Annotated in this window: 13 protein-coding genes; 10 read left to right on the top strand and 3 right to left on the bottom strand. The window is 55.4% G+C overall.

What is annotated here, in order from left to right; translation table 11 throughout:
• The first annotated feature begins 60 nt into the window (after positions 1 to 60).
• The 5 genes from purL to glnB all read left to right on the top strand — a co-directional run bounded on the left by purL (position 61) and on the right by glnB (position 8,416).
• On the top strand, positions 61 to 3,951 hold the full coding sequence (gene purL, locus VIJ98_RS14650) for a phosphoribosylformylglycinamidine synthase (protein ID WP_323274666.1): 3,891 nt from the start codon (positions 61 to 63) through the stop codon (positions 3,949 to 3,951).
• Positions 3,952 to 4,565: 614 nt separating this feature from the next.
• Positions 4,566 to 5,993, top strand: coding sequence for a HAMP domain-containing sensor histidine kinase (locus tag VIJ98_RS14645; protein WP_323274664.1), 1,428 nt, complete (start codon positions 4,566 to 4,568; stop codon positions 5,991 to 5,993).
• Positions 5,994 to 5,996: 3 nt separating this feature from the next.
• Positions 5,997 to 6,668: a two-component system QseEF-associated lipoprotein QseG gene (qseG, locus tag VIJ98_RS14640; protein WP_323274662.1), complete on the top strand. Its 672-nt coding sequence runs from the start codon at positions 5,997 to 5,999 to the stop codon at positions 6,666 to 6,668.
• Between the two features lie 2 nt (positions 6,669 to 6,670).
• Complete coding sequence (glrR, locus tag VIJ98_RS14635) at positions 6,671 to 8,002, top strand: two-component system response regulator GlrR (protein ID WP_008101491.1); 1,332 nt, start codon at positions 6,671 to 6,673, stop codon at positions 8,000 to 8,002.
• A 75-nt stretch (positions 8,003 to 8,077) separates the two neighbouring features.
• Entirely contained in the window at positions 8,078 to 8,416 is a 339-nt protein-coding gene (glnB, locus tag VIJ98_RS14630; protein WP_007886217.1) for a nitrogen regulatory protein P-II, read from the top strand.
• Between the two features lie 50 nt (positions 8,417 to 8,466).
• Here the strand turns inward: glnB and hmpA are convergent, their stop codons facing one another.
• A complete protein-coding gene (gene hmpA, locus VIJ98_RS14625; RefSeq protein ID WP_323274659.1) occupies positions 8,467 to 9,651 on the bottom strand; it encodes an NO-inducible flavohemoprotein in 1,185 nt (394 codons plus the stop codon).
• 339 nt (positions 9,652 to 9,990) lie between these two features.
• Here hmpA and glyA point away from each other — a divergent pair, with 339 nt between their 5' ends.
• Together glyA and VIJ98_RS14615 are read left to right on the top strand one after the other, a co-directional pair.
• On the top strand, positions 9,991 to 11,244 hold the full coding sequence (gene glyA / locus VIJ98_RS14620) for a serine hydroxymethyltransferase (RefSeq protein ID WP_323274657.1): 1,254 nt from the start codon (positions 9,991 to 9,993) through the stop codon (positions 11,242 to 11,244).
• Positions 11,245 to 11,373: 129 nt separating this feature from the next.
• On the top strand, positions 11,374 to 12,513 hold the full coding sequence (locus VIJ98_RS14615; protein ID WP_061717987.1) for a 3-phenylpropionate MFS transporter: 1,140 nt from the start codon (positions 11,374 to 11,376) through the stop codon (positions 12,511 to 12,513).
• On the opposite strand, the gene csiE is transcribed toward VIJ98_RS14615, so the two are convergent.
• On the bottom strand, positions 12,510 to 13,778 hold the full coding sequence (csiE, locus tag VIJ98_RS14610; protein ID WP_008101480.1) for a stationary phase inducible protein CsiE: 1,269 nt from the start codon (positions 13,776 to 13,778) through the stop codon (positions 12,510 to 12,512). The genes VIJ98_RS14615 and csiE overlap by 4 nt on opposite strands.
• Before the next feature lie 155 nt (positions 13,779 to 13,933).
• Between csiE and VIJ98_RS14605 the strand changes: the two genes are divergently transcribed.
• The 3 genes from VIJ98_RS14605 (at position 13,934) to VIJ98_RS14595 (ending at position 16,743) form a co-directional block, all read left to right on the top strand.
• Positions 13,934 to 14,560 (top strand): DUF1007 family protein, encoded by a 627-nt coding sequence (locus tag VIJ98_RS14605; RefSeq protein WP_323274654.1) that lies wholly within the window; start codon positions 13,934 to 13,936, stop codon positions 14,558 to 14,560.
• On the top strand, positions 14,551 to 15,534 hold the full coding sequence (locus VIJ98_RS14600) for a nickel/cobalt transporter (protein WP_323274652.1): 984 nt from the start codon (positions 14,551 to 14,553) through the stop codon (positions 15,532 to 15,534). Before VIJ98_RS14605 ends, VIJ98_RS14600 begins: the two co-directional genes overlap by 10 nt.
• A 195-nt stretch (positions 15,535 to 15,729) precedes the next feature.
• Positions 15,730 to 16,743 carry an MFS transporter gene (locus VIJ98_RS14595; protein WP_061717979.1) on the top strand — a complete coding sequence of 338 codons (1,014 nt, stop codon included), beginning with the start codon at positions 15,730 to 15,732 and terminating at the stop codon, positions 16,741 to 16,743.
• Between the two features lie 36 nt (positions 16,744 to 16,779).
• Here VIJ98_RS14595 and suhB read toward each other — a convergent pair whose 3' ends face one another.
• Positions 16,780 to 17,583 carry an inositol-1-monophosphatase gene (suhB, locus tag VIJ98_RS14590; protein ID WP_008108283.1) on the bottom strand — a complete coding sequence of 268 codons (804 nt, stop codon included), beginning with the start codon at positions 17,581 to 17,583 and terminating at the stop codon, positions 16,780 to 16,782.
• Between the last annotated feature and the right edge of the window lie 114 nt (positions 17,584 to 17,697).

Raw genomic sequence — 17,697 nt, 5'->3', positions numbered from 1 at the left:
GTTTTCCCCTGTTGCGCCCAATGAAGCGTCGCCCGGCACTTCAAAGACGAGAGATCTTTAATGATGGAAATTCTGCGTGGTTCGCCCGCTCTGTCGGCATTTCGTGTAAACAAACTGCTGACCCGCTTTCAGGACGCTCACCTTCCGGTGAGTGATATTTACGCCGAGTACGTCCATTTTGCCGATGTTAGTGCACCGCTCAGCGCGGATGAGCAAGCCCGCCTGCAACGCCTGCTGAAATACGGTCCTTCTCTCGCCGAACACGCGCCACAAGGGCGTCTGTTGCTGGTAACGCCGCGTCCCGGCACCATCTCTCCGTGGTCATCGAAAGCCACCGACATCGCCCACAACTGCGATCTGCCACAGGTATTGCGTCTTGAGCGCGGCATGGCCTTCTATGTGCAGGCACCTGAGCTGACGGAAGCACAGTGGCAGCAGCTGGCTAGCCTGCTGCATGACCGCATGATGGAAACGGTGTTCGCTGACCTCAACGATGCGCAGCAGCTATTTGCTCACCATCAGCCGCAACCGCTGAAAAGCGTTGACGTGCTGGGCGCCGGTCGCAGCGCGCTGGAACAGGCCAACACTACGCTGGGCCTGGCGCTGGCCGATGATGAGATCGATTACCTGCTTGATGCCTTTACTAAGCTGGGCCGCAATCCAAACGACATTGAGCTCTACATGTTTGCGCAGGCAAACTCTGAGCACTGTCGTCACAAGATTTTCAACGCCGACTGGATTATCGACGGCGAAAAGCAGCCGAAGTCGCTGTTTAAAATGATCAAAAACACCTTTGAACATAATCCTGAGCATGTGCTGTCTGCTTATAAAGACAACGCTGCGGTAATGGAAGGTTCTGAGGTTGGCCGCTTCTACGCCGATGCGCAGAAGGGCGAATACGAATTCCATCAGGAAGAAGCGCATATCCTGATGAAAGTCGAAACCCATAACCACCCAACCGCCATTTCACCGTGGCCGGGTGCCGCGACCGGTTCCGGTGGCGAGATTCGTGACGAAGGCGCAACCGGACGCGGCGCCAAGCCAAAAGCCGGTCTGGTCGGTTTCTCGGTATCGAACCTGCGTATTCCAGGCTTTGAACAGCCGTGGGAAGAGGATTTCGGTAAGCCAGATCGCATCGTCACAGCGCTGGATATCATGACCGAAGGCCCATTGGGCGGCGCGGCGTTCAACAACGAATTTGGTCGTCCAGCCCTGAACGGCTACTTCCGTACCTACGAAGAGCGCGTCAACAGCCACAATGGCGTAGAGCTGCGCGGCTATCACAAGCCAATCATGCTGGCGGGCGGCATCGGTAACATCCGTGCCGATCACGTGCAGAAAGGCGAAATCGTGGTGGGCGCCAAACTGATCGTGCTGGGTGGACCGGCGATGAACATCGGTTTAGGCGGCGGCGCGGCGTCATCAATGGCGTCTGGCCAATCGGATGCCGATCTCGACTTTGCGTCAGTACAGCGCGACAACCCAGAAATGGAACGTCGTTGCCAGGAAGTGATCGACCGCTGCTGGCAGCTGGGTGAAGCCAACCCGATTCTGTTTATCCATGACGTCGGCGCGGGCGGACTTTCGAACGCGATGCCAGAACTGGTGAGCGACGGTAATCGTGGCGGTAACTTCAACCTGCGCGACATCCTCAGTGATGAGCCAGGCATGAGCCCGCTGGAAGTGTGGTGTAACGAGTCGCAGGAACGTTATGTGCTGGCGGTTGCCCCTGCACAACTGGCGCTGTTTGACGAACTGTGTAAGCGTGAACGCGCGCCTTATGCCGTTATCGGTGAAGCCACCGAAGAGCTGCATCTGAACCTCGCCGACAGCCATTTCGACAACAAGCCAATCGACATGCCGCTTGACGTGCTGCTGGGCAAAACGCCGAAGATGACGCGTGATGTTGCCAGCCAGCAGGCTAAAGGCGATGCGCTGCAGCGTGACGGGATTAGCGTGGCGGATGCGGTAAATCGCGTGCTGCACTTGCCGACCGTGGCAGAAAAAACCTTCCTGATCACCATCGGTGACCGCAGCGTAACCGGCATGGTCGCGCGCGATCAGATGGTAGGTCCGTGGCAGATTCCGGTTGCGAACTGCGCCGTCACCACCGCCAGCCTCGATAGCTATCACGGTGAAGCCTTCTCCCTCGGCGAACGTGCGCCAGTGGCGTTGCTCGACTTCGCTGCCTCAGGTCGACTGGCCGTCGGTGAAGCGCTGACCAACATCGCAGCAACCTCAATTGGTTCGCTGCAACGCGTTAAGCTGTCCGCAAACTGGATGGCCGCCGCCGGTCATCCGGGCGAAGACGCCGGCTTGTACGCTGCAGTTAAAGCGGTCGGCGAAGAGCTGTGTCCCGCGCTGGGCATCACCATTCCGGTGGGCAAAGACTCGATGTCGATGAAAACCCGCTGGCAGAATGGCACCGAGCAGCGCGAAATGACCTCGCCGCTGTCGCTGGTGATCACCGCTTTTGCCCGCGTTGAAGATGTGCGTCGCACCGTGACGCCGCAGCTGCAAGCGGATCAAGACAACCTGTTATTGCTGGTGGATCTCGGTAACGGCGCGAACACGCTTGGCGCGACCGCGCTGTCGCAGGTTTATCGTCAGTTGGGCGACAAGCCTGCCGACGTGCGCGACGCCACGCAGCTGGCGGGCTTCTTCAACGCCATTCAGGCGCTGGTGGCCGAGCAGAAACTGCTGGCTTACCACGACCGCTCTGACGGCGGCCTGTTGGTCACGCTGGCGGAGATGGCCTTCACCGGTCACTGCGGTATCGAAGCGGATATCGCCGCGCTGGGCAGCGATGCGTTAGCCGCACTGTTCACCGAAGAGCTGGGCGCGGTGCTGCAGATCAATGCAGCGGATCGTGCAGCAGTCGAGAAGGTGTTTGCTGACCACGGCCTGAGCGCTAACCTGCATGTGATTGGTAAAGCGTTGCCGGGCGATCGCTTTGTGATCCGTTCTGGCGGCAGCGCGGTGTACAGCGAAAGCCGTACCACGTTGCGTACCTGGTGGGCAGAAACCACCTGGCAGATGCAGCGTCTGCGTGATAACCCAGCCTGTGCCGATCAGGAGCATGAAGCGAAAAAAGATGATAACGACCCAGGTCTGAACGTCCATCTGACCTTCAAGCCAGAAGAAGATGTTGCGGCACCAATGATCGCAACGGGCGCACGTCCGCGTGTGGCAGTGCTGCGTGAGCAGGGCGTCAACTCACACGTGGAAATGGCTGCCGCCTTCCATCGTGCGGGCTTTACTGCGGTTGACGTGCACATGAGCGATCTGCTGGCAGGCCGTCGCGGTCTGGAAGAGTTCCAGGCGCTGGTCGCCTGCGGCGGCTTCTCGTACGGTGACGTGCTGGGCGCGGGCGAAGGCTGGGCGAAATCCATTCTGTTCAATGGCCGGGTGCGTGATGAGTTCGAGAACTTCTTCCATCGCCCACAAACGCTGGCACTTGGCGTGTGTAACGGTTGCCAGATGATGTCGAACCTGCGTGAACTGATTCCAGGCAGCGAGCTGTGGCCACGCTTTGTGCGCAATCAGTCCGAGCGTTTTGAAGCGCGTTTCAGCCTGGTTGAAGTGGCGGCGAGTCCATCGCTGCTGCTGGATGGCATGGTCGGATCGCATATGCCAATCGCGGTATCGCACGGTGAAGGTTTTGTTGAAGTGCGTGACGGCGCGCATCTGGCACAGCTGGAGAGCAAAGGTTTAGTGGCGCTGCGCTTCGTCGATAACTTCGGCAAAGTGACAGAAAGCTATCCGGCCAACCCGAATGGCTCGCCAAACGGCATCACTGCGGTAACCAACGAAAGCGGTCGCGTCACTATTATGATGCCGCACCCAGAGCGTGTGTTCCGTACCGTGAGCAACTCATGGCATCCGGCAGAGTGGGGCGAGGACAGCCCGTGGATGCGTATCTTCCGCAACGCGCGTAAGCAGTTGGGATAAGCAAAACAAAGGCCGCTAAATAGCGGCCTTTTTTATTCTACTGCGCGTTTTGTAGGGTCGCCATTCATGGCGACCTTGCTAAAATCCGCATGATTCTCAAACTGTCGGAAAACAACGACAATCCCGCCATTACACTGTCGCCAAAAGGTGACATTTAACTCATTGATTTATATGAATGGGAAATTAACACCCTAAACTCGTTGCTAATCAGCGACACTTTTCACTGACCGTCCGGTCCGCTTTTCTCCAGGATCCCGCTTACTGTCTGGCATTCCTCTGATAATAAACGCTATTTATTTATTGGCACGATACTTGCTATACTCCTTGCGTGGCTCATTCACCTGTTTATGATTGCCCCGCTTTAGCGGCTGAGCTCATAAAAACCGAATGACGCACCAAACGGAGCCTGTCGTCCACCTCACCGATAATCGTTTGCTTTGCAACGTTATCAAACATCGGACGCAACGTTGAGTTAGGCTCCACCTAATTTGCAAGCGATGCTGCGGCGTCGCTCTCACGGCAGGCCAAAAGGCCTGCCGTTTTCATATCTGGCCTTTCTTCCGTTTTGATACTTCGCTAGCATGCCTGCAGCTCACATTTAAGGAAGCGCGGTTGTGATGAAATGGCGTCTGTTTCCCCGATCCCTGCGGCAGTTAGTGTTAATGGCTTTCCTGCTGGTACTGCTGCCGTTGCTGGTGCTGGCGTGGCAAGCGTGGGAAAGTCTTTCGGCGTTAAGCAACCAGGCAGCGGATACCAACCGCAACACCTTTACCGATGTGCGTCGAAGCGAAGCGATGGCGCGAACCGCGCTGGAGCTGGAGCGCAGCTACCGCCAATATTGCGTGCTCGGTGATGCGTCGCTGGCGAAGCTGTATCAAACGCAGTGGACGCGCTACGGCCAAATGCTCAGCAGTCACGCCGCCAGTTTGCCCGATCTGCCCTCCTTTAAAGTGCTGCAAATCACCTTGCCGCAGCTGCAGCAGTTGCAGTGCGATAACGGCAATCCCGAGGCGCAAGCTGCCAGCGCGCTGGAGCGCTTTTCCGATACCAACACACAAATGGTGCAGGCAACGCGTGAAGTGGTGTTTTCGCGCGGCTTACAGCTGCAGCGTGAAATTGCCGATCGCGGCCAGTTTTTTGGCTGGCAGGCGCTGATTCTGTTCCTGATCAGCCTGGTGCTGGTTTTGCTGTTTACGGGGATGATCATCGGTCCGGTGAAACGGGTTGAACGTATGATCAATCGCCTGGGCGAAGGTAAAGCACTGGGCGATAGCGGCAGCTTCCGGGGTCCGCGTGAGATCCGTTCGCTGGGACAGCGCATCGTCTGGCTGAGTGAGCGTTTAAGCTGGCTGGAAGAGCAGCGCCACGAATTTTTGCGTCACCTGTCGCACGAGCTGAAAACACCGCTCGCCAGCTTGCGTGAAGGCACGGAACTGCTGGCCGATCAGGTCGCTGGTCCCCTGAATGCCGAGCAGCAGGAAGTGGTGGCAATCCTCGATACCAGCAGCCGCCATTTACAGCGGCTGATCGAGCAGTTACTCGATTACAACCGCAAGCTTGCCGATGGCCCAATGGCGCTTAAGCCCGTGGCGCTTAATGAAATCATTGATTCGGTGGTAAAAGTGCACTCGTTGCCCGCCAATGCGCGTGAAATGACTACACACGTTGATCTGCAAGTGCATCACTGTCTGGCGGAAGCGACGCTGCTGCAGCGGGTGATTGATAACCTCTATTCGAACGCCGTGAACTACGGCAGCGAATCCGGTAACATCTGGCTGCAGAGCCAGCAGAAGGGCAACCAGGTGTGGATTGAGGTGGCAAACACCGGCACACCGATTCCGGCTGAAGAGCAGGCGATGATTTTTGAGCCCTTTTATCAGGGCAGCCAACAGCGCAAAGGGCCGGTTAAAGGCAGCGGGCTGGGCTTAAGCATCGCCAAAGATTGTCTGCGCAGGATGCACGGCGATCTGCAGTTGGTAACGCGCAAGGATGCGGATGTCTGTTTTCGTATCATTCTGACGACCAGCGCCGGGAATGCCTGATTAATGAAATTAACCCTATTCAAACTTGTGACCAGTGCAGCGCTGGTTTTGGGCCTCAGCGCCTGCCAGGCACCGTCACAAGATCGTACGCAGCATAATGGCGTCAGCGTGCCTGAACCGGACGTGCGCCTGCCGGATTATCTGGCGACCGATTGCCAAAACGTGTGGCAAATCGAAACACCAGCCGCTGCAGGCAATCCGCTTTATTGGCAGCGCGCCATTGATTGCGCCGAGCGCTTATCGCCAGCCGAAGCGCGGGCTGAAGCACGTCGTTGGCCGGTGCAAGGCTGGGCGCGCGCCTTCAAGCAGGGCATCTTGCTCGCTAACGGTAACGTCACGCCAGTTGAGCGCCGTGATTTTGTCACTACCTTAGACGGTTACAGCGTGGCTTATCCGGCTTCGGTGCGTCCGCTGCTCCAGCTGTGGCGCAGCAATCAGGCTGCGCAACTGGAGCTGAGTGAAGCGCGTGGACGCTACGCCGCTTTGCAGCAGAGTAATGACGCCGAGATGGATAACCTGCGCCAGCAGCAAACCAAAATGCGTCAGTCGCTGGCCGATACCCAACGCAAGTTAGAGCGTTTAACCGATATTGAACGCCAGCTGTCGTCGCGCAAAGCGCCCGACAGCAGCGACACATCGCACGGCGGCAGCGATGTGCAAAGTGAGGATCAGTAACCATGAAACAAGCCGCACGTTTATTGCTGGTGGATGACGATCCGGGCTTATTGAAACTGCTCGGCATGCGCCTGAGCAGTGAAGGCTATCAGGTTGCGACAGCCGCCAGCGGACCAGAAGCGCTGCGCCATCTGCAGAAAGAGAAAGTCGATCTGGTGATCAGCGATCTGCGTATGGACGAAATGGATGGTCTGGCGCTGTTCGGTGAAGTGCAGAAACGTCATGCGGGCTTGCCGGTGATCATTCTCACCGCGCACGGATCGATCCCGGAAGCGGTATCCGCCACGCAACAAGGCGTGTTCAGCTTTCTAACCAAACCGGTTGATCGTGATGCCTTATATAAAGCGATAGATGAAGCGCTGGCCCAGCGCGCGCCGATCAGCGATGACGGCTGGCGAGAAGCGATTGTGACCCGTAATCCGCAGATGCTGCGTTTGCTGGAGCAGTCGCACATGGTGGCGCAATCTGACGTCAGCGTGTTGATCAATGGGCAAAGTGGCACCGGTAAAGAGGTGCTGGCGCAGGCGATTCACGCCGCCAGCCCGCGCGCCACTAAGCCGTTTATCGCCATCAACTGCGGTGCGCTGCCGGAACAACTTTTGGAGTCCGAACTGTTTGGCCACGCTAAAGGCGCCTTTACCGGCGCGGTCAGCGCACGTGAAGGCCTGTTCCAGGCGGCCGAAGGCGGCACGCTGTTTCTCGATGAGATTGGCGACATGCCGCAGGCGCTGCAGGTGAAACTGCTGCGTGTGCTGCAGGAGCGCAAAGTGCGTCCGTTAGGCAGCAACCGCGATTTGGATATCAACGTGCGGATTATTTCCGCGACGCACCGCGACTTGCCCAAAGCGATGGAGAAGAAGAGTTTCCGCGAAGATCTCTACTATCGCCTAAACGTGGTGAACCTGAAAATTCCCGCACTACACGAGCGCGCTGAAGATATTCCGCTGCTGGCGAATCATCTGCTGCGCCAGTCGGCCGATCGCCATAAACCTTTTGTACGCAGTTTCTCGGTGGATGCGATGAAGCGGCTGGTCAGCGCGGCATGGCCGGGCAATGTGCGCCAGTTGGTCAACGTGATTGAGCAGTGCGTCGCCTTGAGTACCGCGCCGGTGATCAGTGATGCTTTAGTAGAACAGGCGCTGGCGGGCGAAAATACCGCGTTGCCCACTTTCGTCGAAGCGCGTAATCAGTTTGAGCTCAACTATCTGCGTAAATTGCTGCAGATGACCAAAGGAAATGTCACCAACGCTGCGCGTCTGGCTGGACGTAACCGCACTGAATTCTATAAGCTGCTGTCGCGCCATGAATTGGACGCCAGCGAATTTAAAGAGTAGCTTGCTGCGGCGGCGGCAGGAACACGTATACTATATTTATCCGTCCATCATGGAGGGAGTTAAAAAGGATCTGTCATGAAAAAGATCGATGCAATTATCAAACCATTCAAACTCGATGATGTACGTGAAGCGTTAGCTGAAGTGGGCATCACCGGGATGACGGTCAGTGAAGTGAAAGGCTTTGGTCGTCAGAAAGGCCACACTGAGCTGTATCGTGGCGCTGAGTACATGGTCGATTTTCTGCCAAAAGTGAAAATCGAAATGGTGGTAGGTGACGATATCGTCGATACCTGCGTAGAAACCATTATGAAAACCGCGCAGACCGGCAAAATCGGTGACGGCAAAATCTTTGTCTTTGACGTGGCGCGCGTGGTGCGTATCCGTACCGGTGAAGAGGACGAAGAGGCGATTTAAGCCCCTTCGCGCATTGTCTGAAAAGCCTGCCTTGTGCAGGCTTTTTTGTTTTACAGCACCTTGTGCGGACCAAACACTTCATAGTGGATGCGATTGGCATTGATGCCGGCATCAACCAATTGACGCGCGACAAACTGCATAAATGGCAGCGGACCACAGATCCAGAATTGACGATCGGCCTGGTTTAACGTGGCGGATACGCTCGCCAAATCCATCAAGCCCTGCGCGTCGTAACGTCCGGCGTCTGCACTTTCTGGCTGACGATACCAAACGTGGCTGGTGAAGTTTGGCAGGCGTGCGCCAAGGGATTTTACCTCTTCGGCAAATGCATGCTGCGAACCGGCTTCAGCGGCGTGCAGCCAGTTAACCGCCGCCGCATGTTGCTGCTGCGCCAGGTTAGCCAGCATCGCCAGCATGGGGGTTTGGCCGACGCCAGCCGAGATCAGCGTAATCGGCGTAGCTGCTTCAGCCTGCAGGAAGAAATCACCGGCTGGTGCCGCGCACTGCACGATATCACCCACCTGCGCGTTATCGTGCAGCCAGCCCGACACGCTGCCCAGCGCTTCGCGTTTAACCGCGATGCGATAAAACTGCCCATTTGGCTGGTGCGTCAGTGAATACTGGCGATGTTGGATATTTTCAAAGCCTGACGGTTGTAAGCTGATTGCCAGATACTGACCGGGCAGGAAAGTTGCCACCGGCTGACCGTCGTTTGGCACCAGTTCAAAACTCTTGATCACCGCACTTTCCTGATTGATGGCGCGAATACGGAAATCACGCGCACCGCGCCAGCCGCCGGTTTTCTCTTCGGAGGCCGAATAGATGGCTTCTTCACGCTGGATAAACACATCTGCCAGCACACCATACGCTTTGCCCCACGCGGTCAGCACTTCTTCACCCGGATGTAGCAGCTCATCAATCGTCGCCAGCAGATTTTCACCGACAATGGCGTACTGCTCAGGCTGAATGTTCAGGCTGGTATGCTTCTGCGCAATCTTCTCCACCGCCGGCAACAGCACGGCCAAATTTTCCAGGTTGCTGCCATACGCCACAATGGCGTTGAACAACGCTTCCCGCTGATTGCCGCTGCGCTGATTGTTCATGTTGAACACGTTTTTCAGTTCAGGATGTTGCGTCAGTAAACGCTGGTAGAAATGGCCGGTAAGTTGCGGACCGATCTGGGCAATGGCGGGCAAGGTCGATTTGATAGTAGCGATGGTTTGCGCGTCGAGCATGGTGAAATCCTCAGAGTGAATTTAAACATGTATTTTAAATGCATCTTATGGCTAATCGAAGCGCCTGTAAATCCCCTGTTGTGATTAAGGATTAAGCAAAAGAGGTGCGAGCTGGCCCGCAAAGCTGAAATTCTTTCGCGATGAAAGTGAGCAAATTTCGTGATTTTCCGGCTTGCAAAAAAGCGTAAAAAACCCGTTCCAGCGCCATGCCAATCGTTTGCGCAAAAAGAGGGGATTGACGCTACCGTCACCTGTCAAAACCGTTTACACTGTTCGCCTTCGCCCCCTTGCCGGGGCCTAAACTGCCGTTAAAAAGTTAGCTGAGTCAGGAGAGTCCGGATGTTAAAGCGTGATATGAACATTGCCGATTATGATGCCGCGTTGTGGCAGGCTATGGAGCAAGAAAAAGTGCGTCAGGAAGAGCACATTGAACTGATTGCTTCTGAAAACTACACCAGCCCACGCGTAATGCAGGCCCAAGGTTCACAGCTCACCAACAAATATGCCGAAGGCTATCCGGGCAAACGTTATTACGGCGGATGTGAATACGTTGATATCGTTGAGCAACTGGCGATCGATCGCGCTAAAGAACTGTTCGGCGCAGATTTCGCTAACGTGCAGCCGCACTCGGGTTCTCAGGCCAACTTCGCGGTTTACACTGCGCTGCTGCAGCCGGGCGACACCATTCTGGGTATGAACCTGGCGCACGGTGGTCACCTGACGCACGGTTCCCCGGTAAACCTGTCTGGTAAGCTGTATAACGTTATTCCTTACGGCATCGATGAAACCGGCAAAATCAACTACGAAGAGCTGGCTGAACTGGCACAAACCCACAAGCCAAAAATGATCGTCGGCGGCTTCTCTGCTTATTCTGGCGTGTGCGACTGGGCCAAAATGCGTGAAATCGCAGACAGCGTCGGCGCGTACCTGTTCGTTGATATGGCACACGTTGCTGGCCTGATCGCCGCAGACGTTTATCCGAACCCGGTTCCTCATGCACACATCGTGACCTCAACCACCCATAAAACCCTGGCGGGTCCGCGCGGCGGCCTGATCCTGGCGAAAAACGGTGACGAAGATCTGTATAAAAAACTGAACTCCGCGGTGTTCCCGGGTGGTCAGGGCGGTCCTCTGATGCACGTGATCGCTGGTAAAGCGGTGGCGTTCAAAGAAGCGATGGAGCCGGAGTTCAAAACCTATCAGCAGCAGGTTGCTAAGAACGCGAAAGCAATGGTGGAAGTTCTGCTGGAGCGCGGTTACAACATCGTTTCCGGTGGCACTCACAACCACTTGTTCCTGATCGATCTGGTCAGCAAAAACCTGACCGGTAAAGAAGCCGATGCCGCTCTGGGCCGCGCCAACATCACCGTGAATAAAAACAGCGTACCAAACGATCCAAAGAGCCCGTTCGTGACTTCAGGCGTGCGTATTGGTACTCCAGCAGTGACGCGTCGTGGCTTCCAGGAAGCTGACGTTCGCGAGCTGGCTGGCTGGATCGCTGACGTGCTGGACAACATCAACGACGAAGCGACCATCGAACGTACTAAACAGAAAGTGCTGGAAATCTGCAGCCGTCTGCCGGTGTACGCGTAAGTTTTACGCTAGTCGATGCAGTTCAAAAAAGGATGGCGCAAGCCATCCTTTTTTTATTGCCGTCGCGGCAGCGCTCTGACAAAGTAGCGGCCACTCGTGCTGCTCAGCAGCATTTTTGCTGGAGGGAATATGGCAATCGGCTCCGCCAAATGGCTCGGTTTGGGCTACTTCACTTACTTCTTCTGTTACGGCATTTACCTTCCTTTCTGGAGCGTGTGGCTAAAAGGCACCGGACTCGATGCGGAAAAAATCGGCCTGCTGCTGGGTTGTGGCATGGTGGCGCGTTTTGTCGGCAGCTTGCTGATTGCTTCGCAGGTAAAAAATCCCTCCCAGTTGATCACCGCGCTGCGCCTGCTGGCGCTGATGACCTGCCTGTTCGCCATCGGTTATTGGCTGGGGCAACAGTGGATGTGGCTGCTGTTCGTGATGATCGGCTTCAACCTGTTTTTCTCACCGCTGGTGCCGTTAAGTGATGCGCTGGCCGCCACCTGGACGCAGCAAATCGGCCTGACTTATGGCCCGGTTCGTCTCTGGGGTTCGCTGGCGTTTGTCATCAGTTCTGCGTTAACCGGCATGCTGGTCACTGCGTTCTCGTCTCAGGCGATTCTGGTGCTGCTGTCACTGGGCGCGATCAGCATGTTGGGTGGGATGATGTTAACGCCAGCCACTAAGCCGCAGGGCAGTGAACGTCAGACGTCCACCGACGGTGGCTGGCAGGCATGGCGTGATTTGCTGCGTGAAAATGCGGTGTGGCGCTTTATGTTATGCGTGACATTGTTGCAGGGCGCACATGCGGCTTACTACAGCTTTAGCGCGATTTGGTGGCAGGAGAGCGGTTATTCCGCGTCGATTATCGGCTATTTGTGGTCGCTGGGCGTAGTGGCTGAAATCATCATTTTTGCTCTTAGCAGCCGGCTGTTCCGCCGCTGGAGCGCGCGCGACCTGCTGCTGTTATCGGGCGTGTGCGCCATCATCCGTTGGACAATGCTCGGCTCCAGCACCGCCTTACCGTTACTGATCGTGGCGCAGATTCTGCACTGCGGCAGCTTTACCGTCTGCCACTTAGCGGCGATGCGTTTCATTGCCGCGCGCAAAGGTGCGGAAGTGATTCGTCTGCAATCGCTTTACTCGGCGCTGGCCATGGGCGGCGGTATTGCGGTGATGACCATGATTTGCGGTGTGCTGTTTGCTCATCTGCAAGGACATCTGTTCTGGGTGATGGCGTTAGTGGCGCTGCCGGCGCTGTTCCTGCGTCCGCGCGCCGCTTAACTCTCCAGCAACTGGCGAATGCGCTGCTGCTGATGGCTACTCAGCGGCAGCTCAGCCTGGATCAGCGGCGGTGAAAACAGCGGCAACGAAATGGCGTACGGCGTGATCACCAGCGCGATATCGCGCGGCGCGCCTTCACGCTGAAAGTGCACAACATCCTGATAGCTGATGTTGATCGGTAGCAACGTCATTTCCCGCAGCTGCTGCTCCAGCAACTGCTCCAGCGCCGCATCCGCGCCTGTCAGCAGCAGCACCTGCTTTTCCTGCAATGCACTCTCCTGCATCAGCCAGGCACCAAACAATACTGCCACCAGACTGACCTCTTCGGCACTAAAGCGCGTGGCAAAATTACGGCTGAAATGCTCAAGTGCGCGTTCCGTGGTACGCAGCAGGCGCGGATAGAGCCGTGCGACATCCAGCGCCACGCTGTTATCAATGCCGATGGCGAAATGACTGCGATCCAGCGCCTGCGCCAGATGCGTAAAGAGTTGCTGAGTAAGTTCGGATCGATTTTTGAAGGTGGTTTGTGCCAGTTGCTCAAAGCGCGTAATCAGCGCTTCCACTGACTGCATCAGCTTTACCGCTTGTGGATGCTCCAGTTGCGTAGCGGTTGGCGCGTGAATCAAGCTAAACAACAGCGTCCAAAAATCGGTTTCGCTCACATCCGGCGCTATGTGGCAGCGTTTCTGCCAGTGATGGATCACGTCGTCGGCGGCAGCACGTTCGGCTTTTTCCGCCAGCCATGCGCGTTGCCCGTCATTGAACAGGGCGTTTTGTCGCTGACACAGCGAATACTTCATGAAGATTTGCAGAAACAGGCGGTCGCGTGCGCTGAAGTCGCGCGCCAGACGCAGGCTGCAGTGCTGAATCAGCGCCTGCAGGTTGGTTTCATCCCACAGCGCTTTCTCGATTTTCAGTACTTTCAGGCGCTGACGCAGCACTGGGGCAAAATGCTCGCAGACAAAATCCTGCGACAAACGCAGCGCGCGTCGCAGCCAGTGGATCAGGCACAGCCGCCTGTCCAGTTCCGTCCCATGAATGCGGAAGCTGCCATCGACCATCTGGTGTAGCTCCAGTTGATGGTAACGCTGTATCTCCTCTCCCACATCCGCGATATCCTGTCGGGCGACAACAGGCGCCACGCCATTTAACTGGCAGAGCTTTTCAAGCGTCAACGCGGGAGCGGGCAGAAATAGCAGCAGTAACAGATGACAACGACGCTGGGAGCGGCTGAAGAGTGGTGCAGAGGAAGGTGCAGAACTCATCAATGGTTTATCCGCAGGTCACTTTTGAGCTAAGAATAGCTAACTCCACGCGGTAACCTTGCACTTTGTCGTGACTTTTGTTCAGAGCTTTAGGGCGGGTCACAATTTTTCTGGACCACTCTACACTTCACTTTAAAATTGTTACTTTATAACACATGAAAATTGCACTCATTACGTTTACGCTGTTGTTCAGCACCGCAGCCTGGTCACATCCGCACAGCTTTATTGACATGAAAACCGAGTTCATCAGTGACAACCAACATCTCAGCGGCATGAAAATGGTGTGGACCATGGATGAGATTACCTCTGCCGATCTGCTGTACGACGCAGGTAAGGCCAAACCTGGCGATGTGGTGTGGAAAAAACTGGCGGCGCAGGTGATGGCCAACGTGCTTGGGCAACACTATTTCACCGAAGTGTGGCAGGACAAAAATCGGGTCAAGTTCCTCAATTTGCCGAAAGAGTACAACTTATCGCGTAACGGCAACAAAGCGGTGCTGGAGTTCATCGTGCCGTTTGGCGAGCCACAGTTATTGAGTGCGAAGCAGTATCGCATTCAGACCTTTGATCCCAGCTATTTCGTTGATATGTATTACGATAATCCACAGGCATTAACCATGGACGACACCGTTAGATCGCACTGCCAAATCGAACTGCACACGCCGAAACCGGATGACTCGCTGAAACAATATGCGCTGTCGCTGGATAAAGCCGATGCGCCGCCGGAGGATATGGATCTTGGCCAGCAATTCGCCCAAACGGTGACGCTGACATGTCATTGATTTCGCTGCCTTCCCGCTCACGTCGTTTGTGGCCGCTGTGGCTGATGGCGGCGTTATTGCTGCTGGCGGGCGTGTTGCTGTGGCAGCACTGGTCGCAGATTTTGCTGCAAAGCGTGCTGTGGCAAAAAGTCCTGAATCGCGAGATGACGCAGCTGTTGCAACAGGTCGCTGAACAACCGCAGCAAGCGGGCGTGACGCTGATGCTGTTTAGCCTGGCATATGGCGTATTGCATGCGCTGGGTCCGGGACACGGCAAAGTGGTGATCACCACCTTCCTCGCCACTCATCCGGCAAAGTTGAAAACCAGCATGAAACTGACGCTATTGGCGGCTTTGCTGCAAGGCGGCGTGGCGATTGGTTTGGTGACGCTGATGCTGGTGGTGCTGCAAACCTCGTCGCGCCAGATGCATATCGGCAGTTACTGGCTGGAGAAGGGCAGTTATCTGCTCGTTGTCGCGCTGGGTGTTTGGGTCGGTTGGCGTGCACTACGATCGCTGCGCCAGCAAGTGCGCCGTCAGCCAAAGCTGCAGATTCACGCTATTCGTCCTACACATCAGCATGATGAACACTGCGGCTGCGGTCATGCGCATCTGCCCAGCGCCGCACAGATGGATCAGGCGGTTAGCGCTAAAACGCTGGCGCTGGTGGTGTTTTCCATGGGGCTGCGGCCCTGTTCCGGTGCCATCATGATGCTGCTGTTTGCCAAAGTGATCGGAGTTTATGCGTGGGGCGTTGCCTCTGCCGTGGCGATGGCGGTGGGCACGGCGTTGACAGTTTCGGCGCTCGGCTTGTTAGTGCAGCGTTCCCGTGTGCTGGCGCAACGTTTAGGACAGGCTGGCGGCAGCCATCCTTCGGCTAAGTTGTTTATGCCGTTGCTCGCATTATTGGGCAGCGCGTTGTTAATCGTTGCGGGCGTTGCATTATGGCAAAGTGCTTCGCCGGGCATTGGCGGCGGAATTCGTCCTTTCATGTAGTCTAAAAAATAATAAACGCAGCGGTAATAGTATCGTCTGCGTTTAAATCGTTATCCGCCTCATATAATTAAATCTCATCCCTGTACTAATCTGGTGGAAATAGCGTTCACCGACTACGCTAATTGTTACCAGTCAGGCTTCTGGTCCATTCAGTAACAATAATTATTTATCGTAATATTTTGCGAGGAAAAAACGATGCCTGAAACCCGGATTAATAATGGCGGTGTAGAAACTGTTCATGAAAATCATGTCGGTTTGCCGTTGAAGCGTATTTCCTGGAGCGCGGTATTTGCAGGCGTTATCGCTGCGCTAATCATCCATATTTTATTAGGTATATTAGGCACGGCAATTGGTGCGACCACCATCGATCCGCAGCAGGAACAAAATCCGCTGCAGCATCTGGGAACTGGCGCGTTAATCTGGACTGGCGTGAGTATGTTAATCGCCATGGCCGTGGGTAGCTACGTTGCGGGACGCCTGGCGCAGCGCGAAGGGGCGATGCACGGATTACTGATGTTTGGCGTCAGCACCATTCTCACGCTGTGGCTGGCGATTACCTTAGCTACGGGAATTATTGGTGGAGCCTTTAATATTTTAGGCGCTGGGGTTAATGCGGTTGGCAGTGGAATTTCCGCTGCGGCGCCTTCACTCACCAATATGGCAAAAGAGAAGCTGCAGGAAAGTAATATCAATTTAGATGATTTAAAAAATGAATTGCAAACTACGCTGCGTCAAACCGGCAAGTCTGAATTACAACCTGAGAATCTGCAAAAGGATGTAAATAACGAAGCCAATAACGCACAAAATCAAGCGGAACAAACCGCGCAAAATCCACAGAATGCTGACAATGATCTGGCTAATTGGTTGAAAGGCGTTATGAATCGTCATTCAGATACATTGCAGGCTGCCGATCGTGATGCGCTGAAAAATATTATTAAAGCGCGCACCGGTAAAAGCGATCAGGAAGTTGAGCAGATTGTGACGAAGACTGAAGAGAGCTACAAAAAAGCCGTACAGCAATATCAGCAGTTGAAACAGCAGGCGGAGCAGAAAGCGCGTGAAGTGGCTGAGCAAGCCGCTGCCGCAACGGCGAAAGCAAGCTGGTTCACCTTCTTTATGCTGGTGATTGAAGCGGTACTGGCGGCATTGATGGGTCGCGTAGGACGCAAGACGCAACCGCGTCAGGTATTAAGTCACGAACGTCGGTAAATAAAAAAGGCGGCTGATTCAGCCGCCTTCTCTCATTTAGCGCTTCAGCGCTTCACTCAATTCTTCACGCATCGATGCCAGCATCGCTTTCACTACGCGTGGGTTACCCGCAACGATGTTACCTGACATCACGTAACCGTGGTTGCCGGTAAAGTCAGTCACCAGGCCACCCGCTTCACGAACCAGCAGTTCGCCCGCGGCAAAATCCCACGGCTTCAGGCCAATCTCAAAGAAACCATCAACGCGACCCGCAGCGGTGTAAGCCAGATCCAGCGCCGCTGAACCGGTGCGACGGAAATCGGCACACTGAGTAAACAGTTTGCCAACGATGTTGATGTATGGCGTTGCGTGCTGTTTCAATTTGAACGGGAAGCCGGTAGCCAGAATGGTGCCATCCAGGTCGCGAGCCGTGCTGCCGCGCAGGCGATAGCCGTTCAGCTGTGCGCCCTGACCGCGTACAGCGGTGAAGAGTTCGTTACGCATTGGATCGTAAACCACAGCGACTTCGGTGCGGCCTTTGATGCGCACAGCGATAGATACTGAGAAGTGTGGAAGACGTTTGATGAAGTTGGTGGTGCCATCCAGCGGATCGATTACCCATTGAATGTCCTGATCTTCGCCCGCCAGTTCACCGCTTTCTTCGGTGATGATGGTGTGTTTCGGGTACGATTTACGAATTACTTCGATAATCAGACGTTCTGCGTCACGGTCAACATTGGTAACGAAGTCGTTGCTGCCTTTCTGGCTAGCTTCAACTGCGTCCGGGGTTTCATAATTCTTGGCAATTAAATTTCCGGCCTTGCGCGCTGCGCGCACGGCGATGTTGAGCATCGGATGCATCGGTATCTCTCGCTGGATGTTAAAGAACGGGGAAAACGGCGCGGAGTATATCAGCGTGTTCAGCAAATGTCCTCTTTTTATGTTAGGATGCGCGCCATCATTTCCCTGACCGCC

Origin of the sequence: Pantoea sp. S18 (assembly GCF_045689705.1) — a bacterium.
GTDB classification, from domain to species: Bacteria; Pseudomonadota; Gammaproteobacteria; order Enterobacterales; family Enterobacteriaceae; genus Pantoea; species Pantoea symbiotica.
The sequence above is the reverse complement of the archived record's forward strand: the minus strand, read 5'-3'. Positions and strand labels throughout refer to the sequence as shown.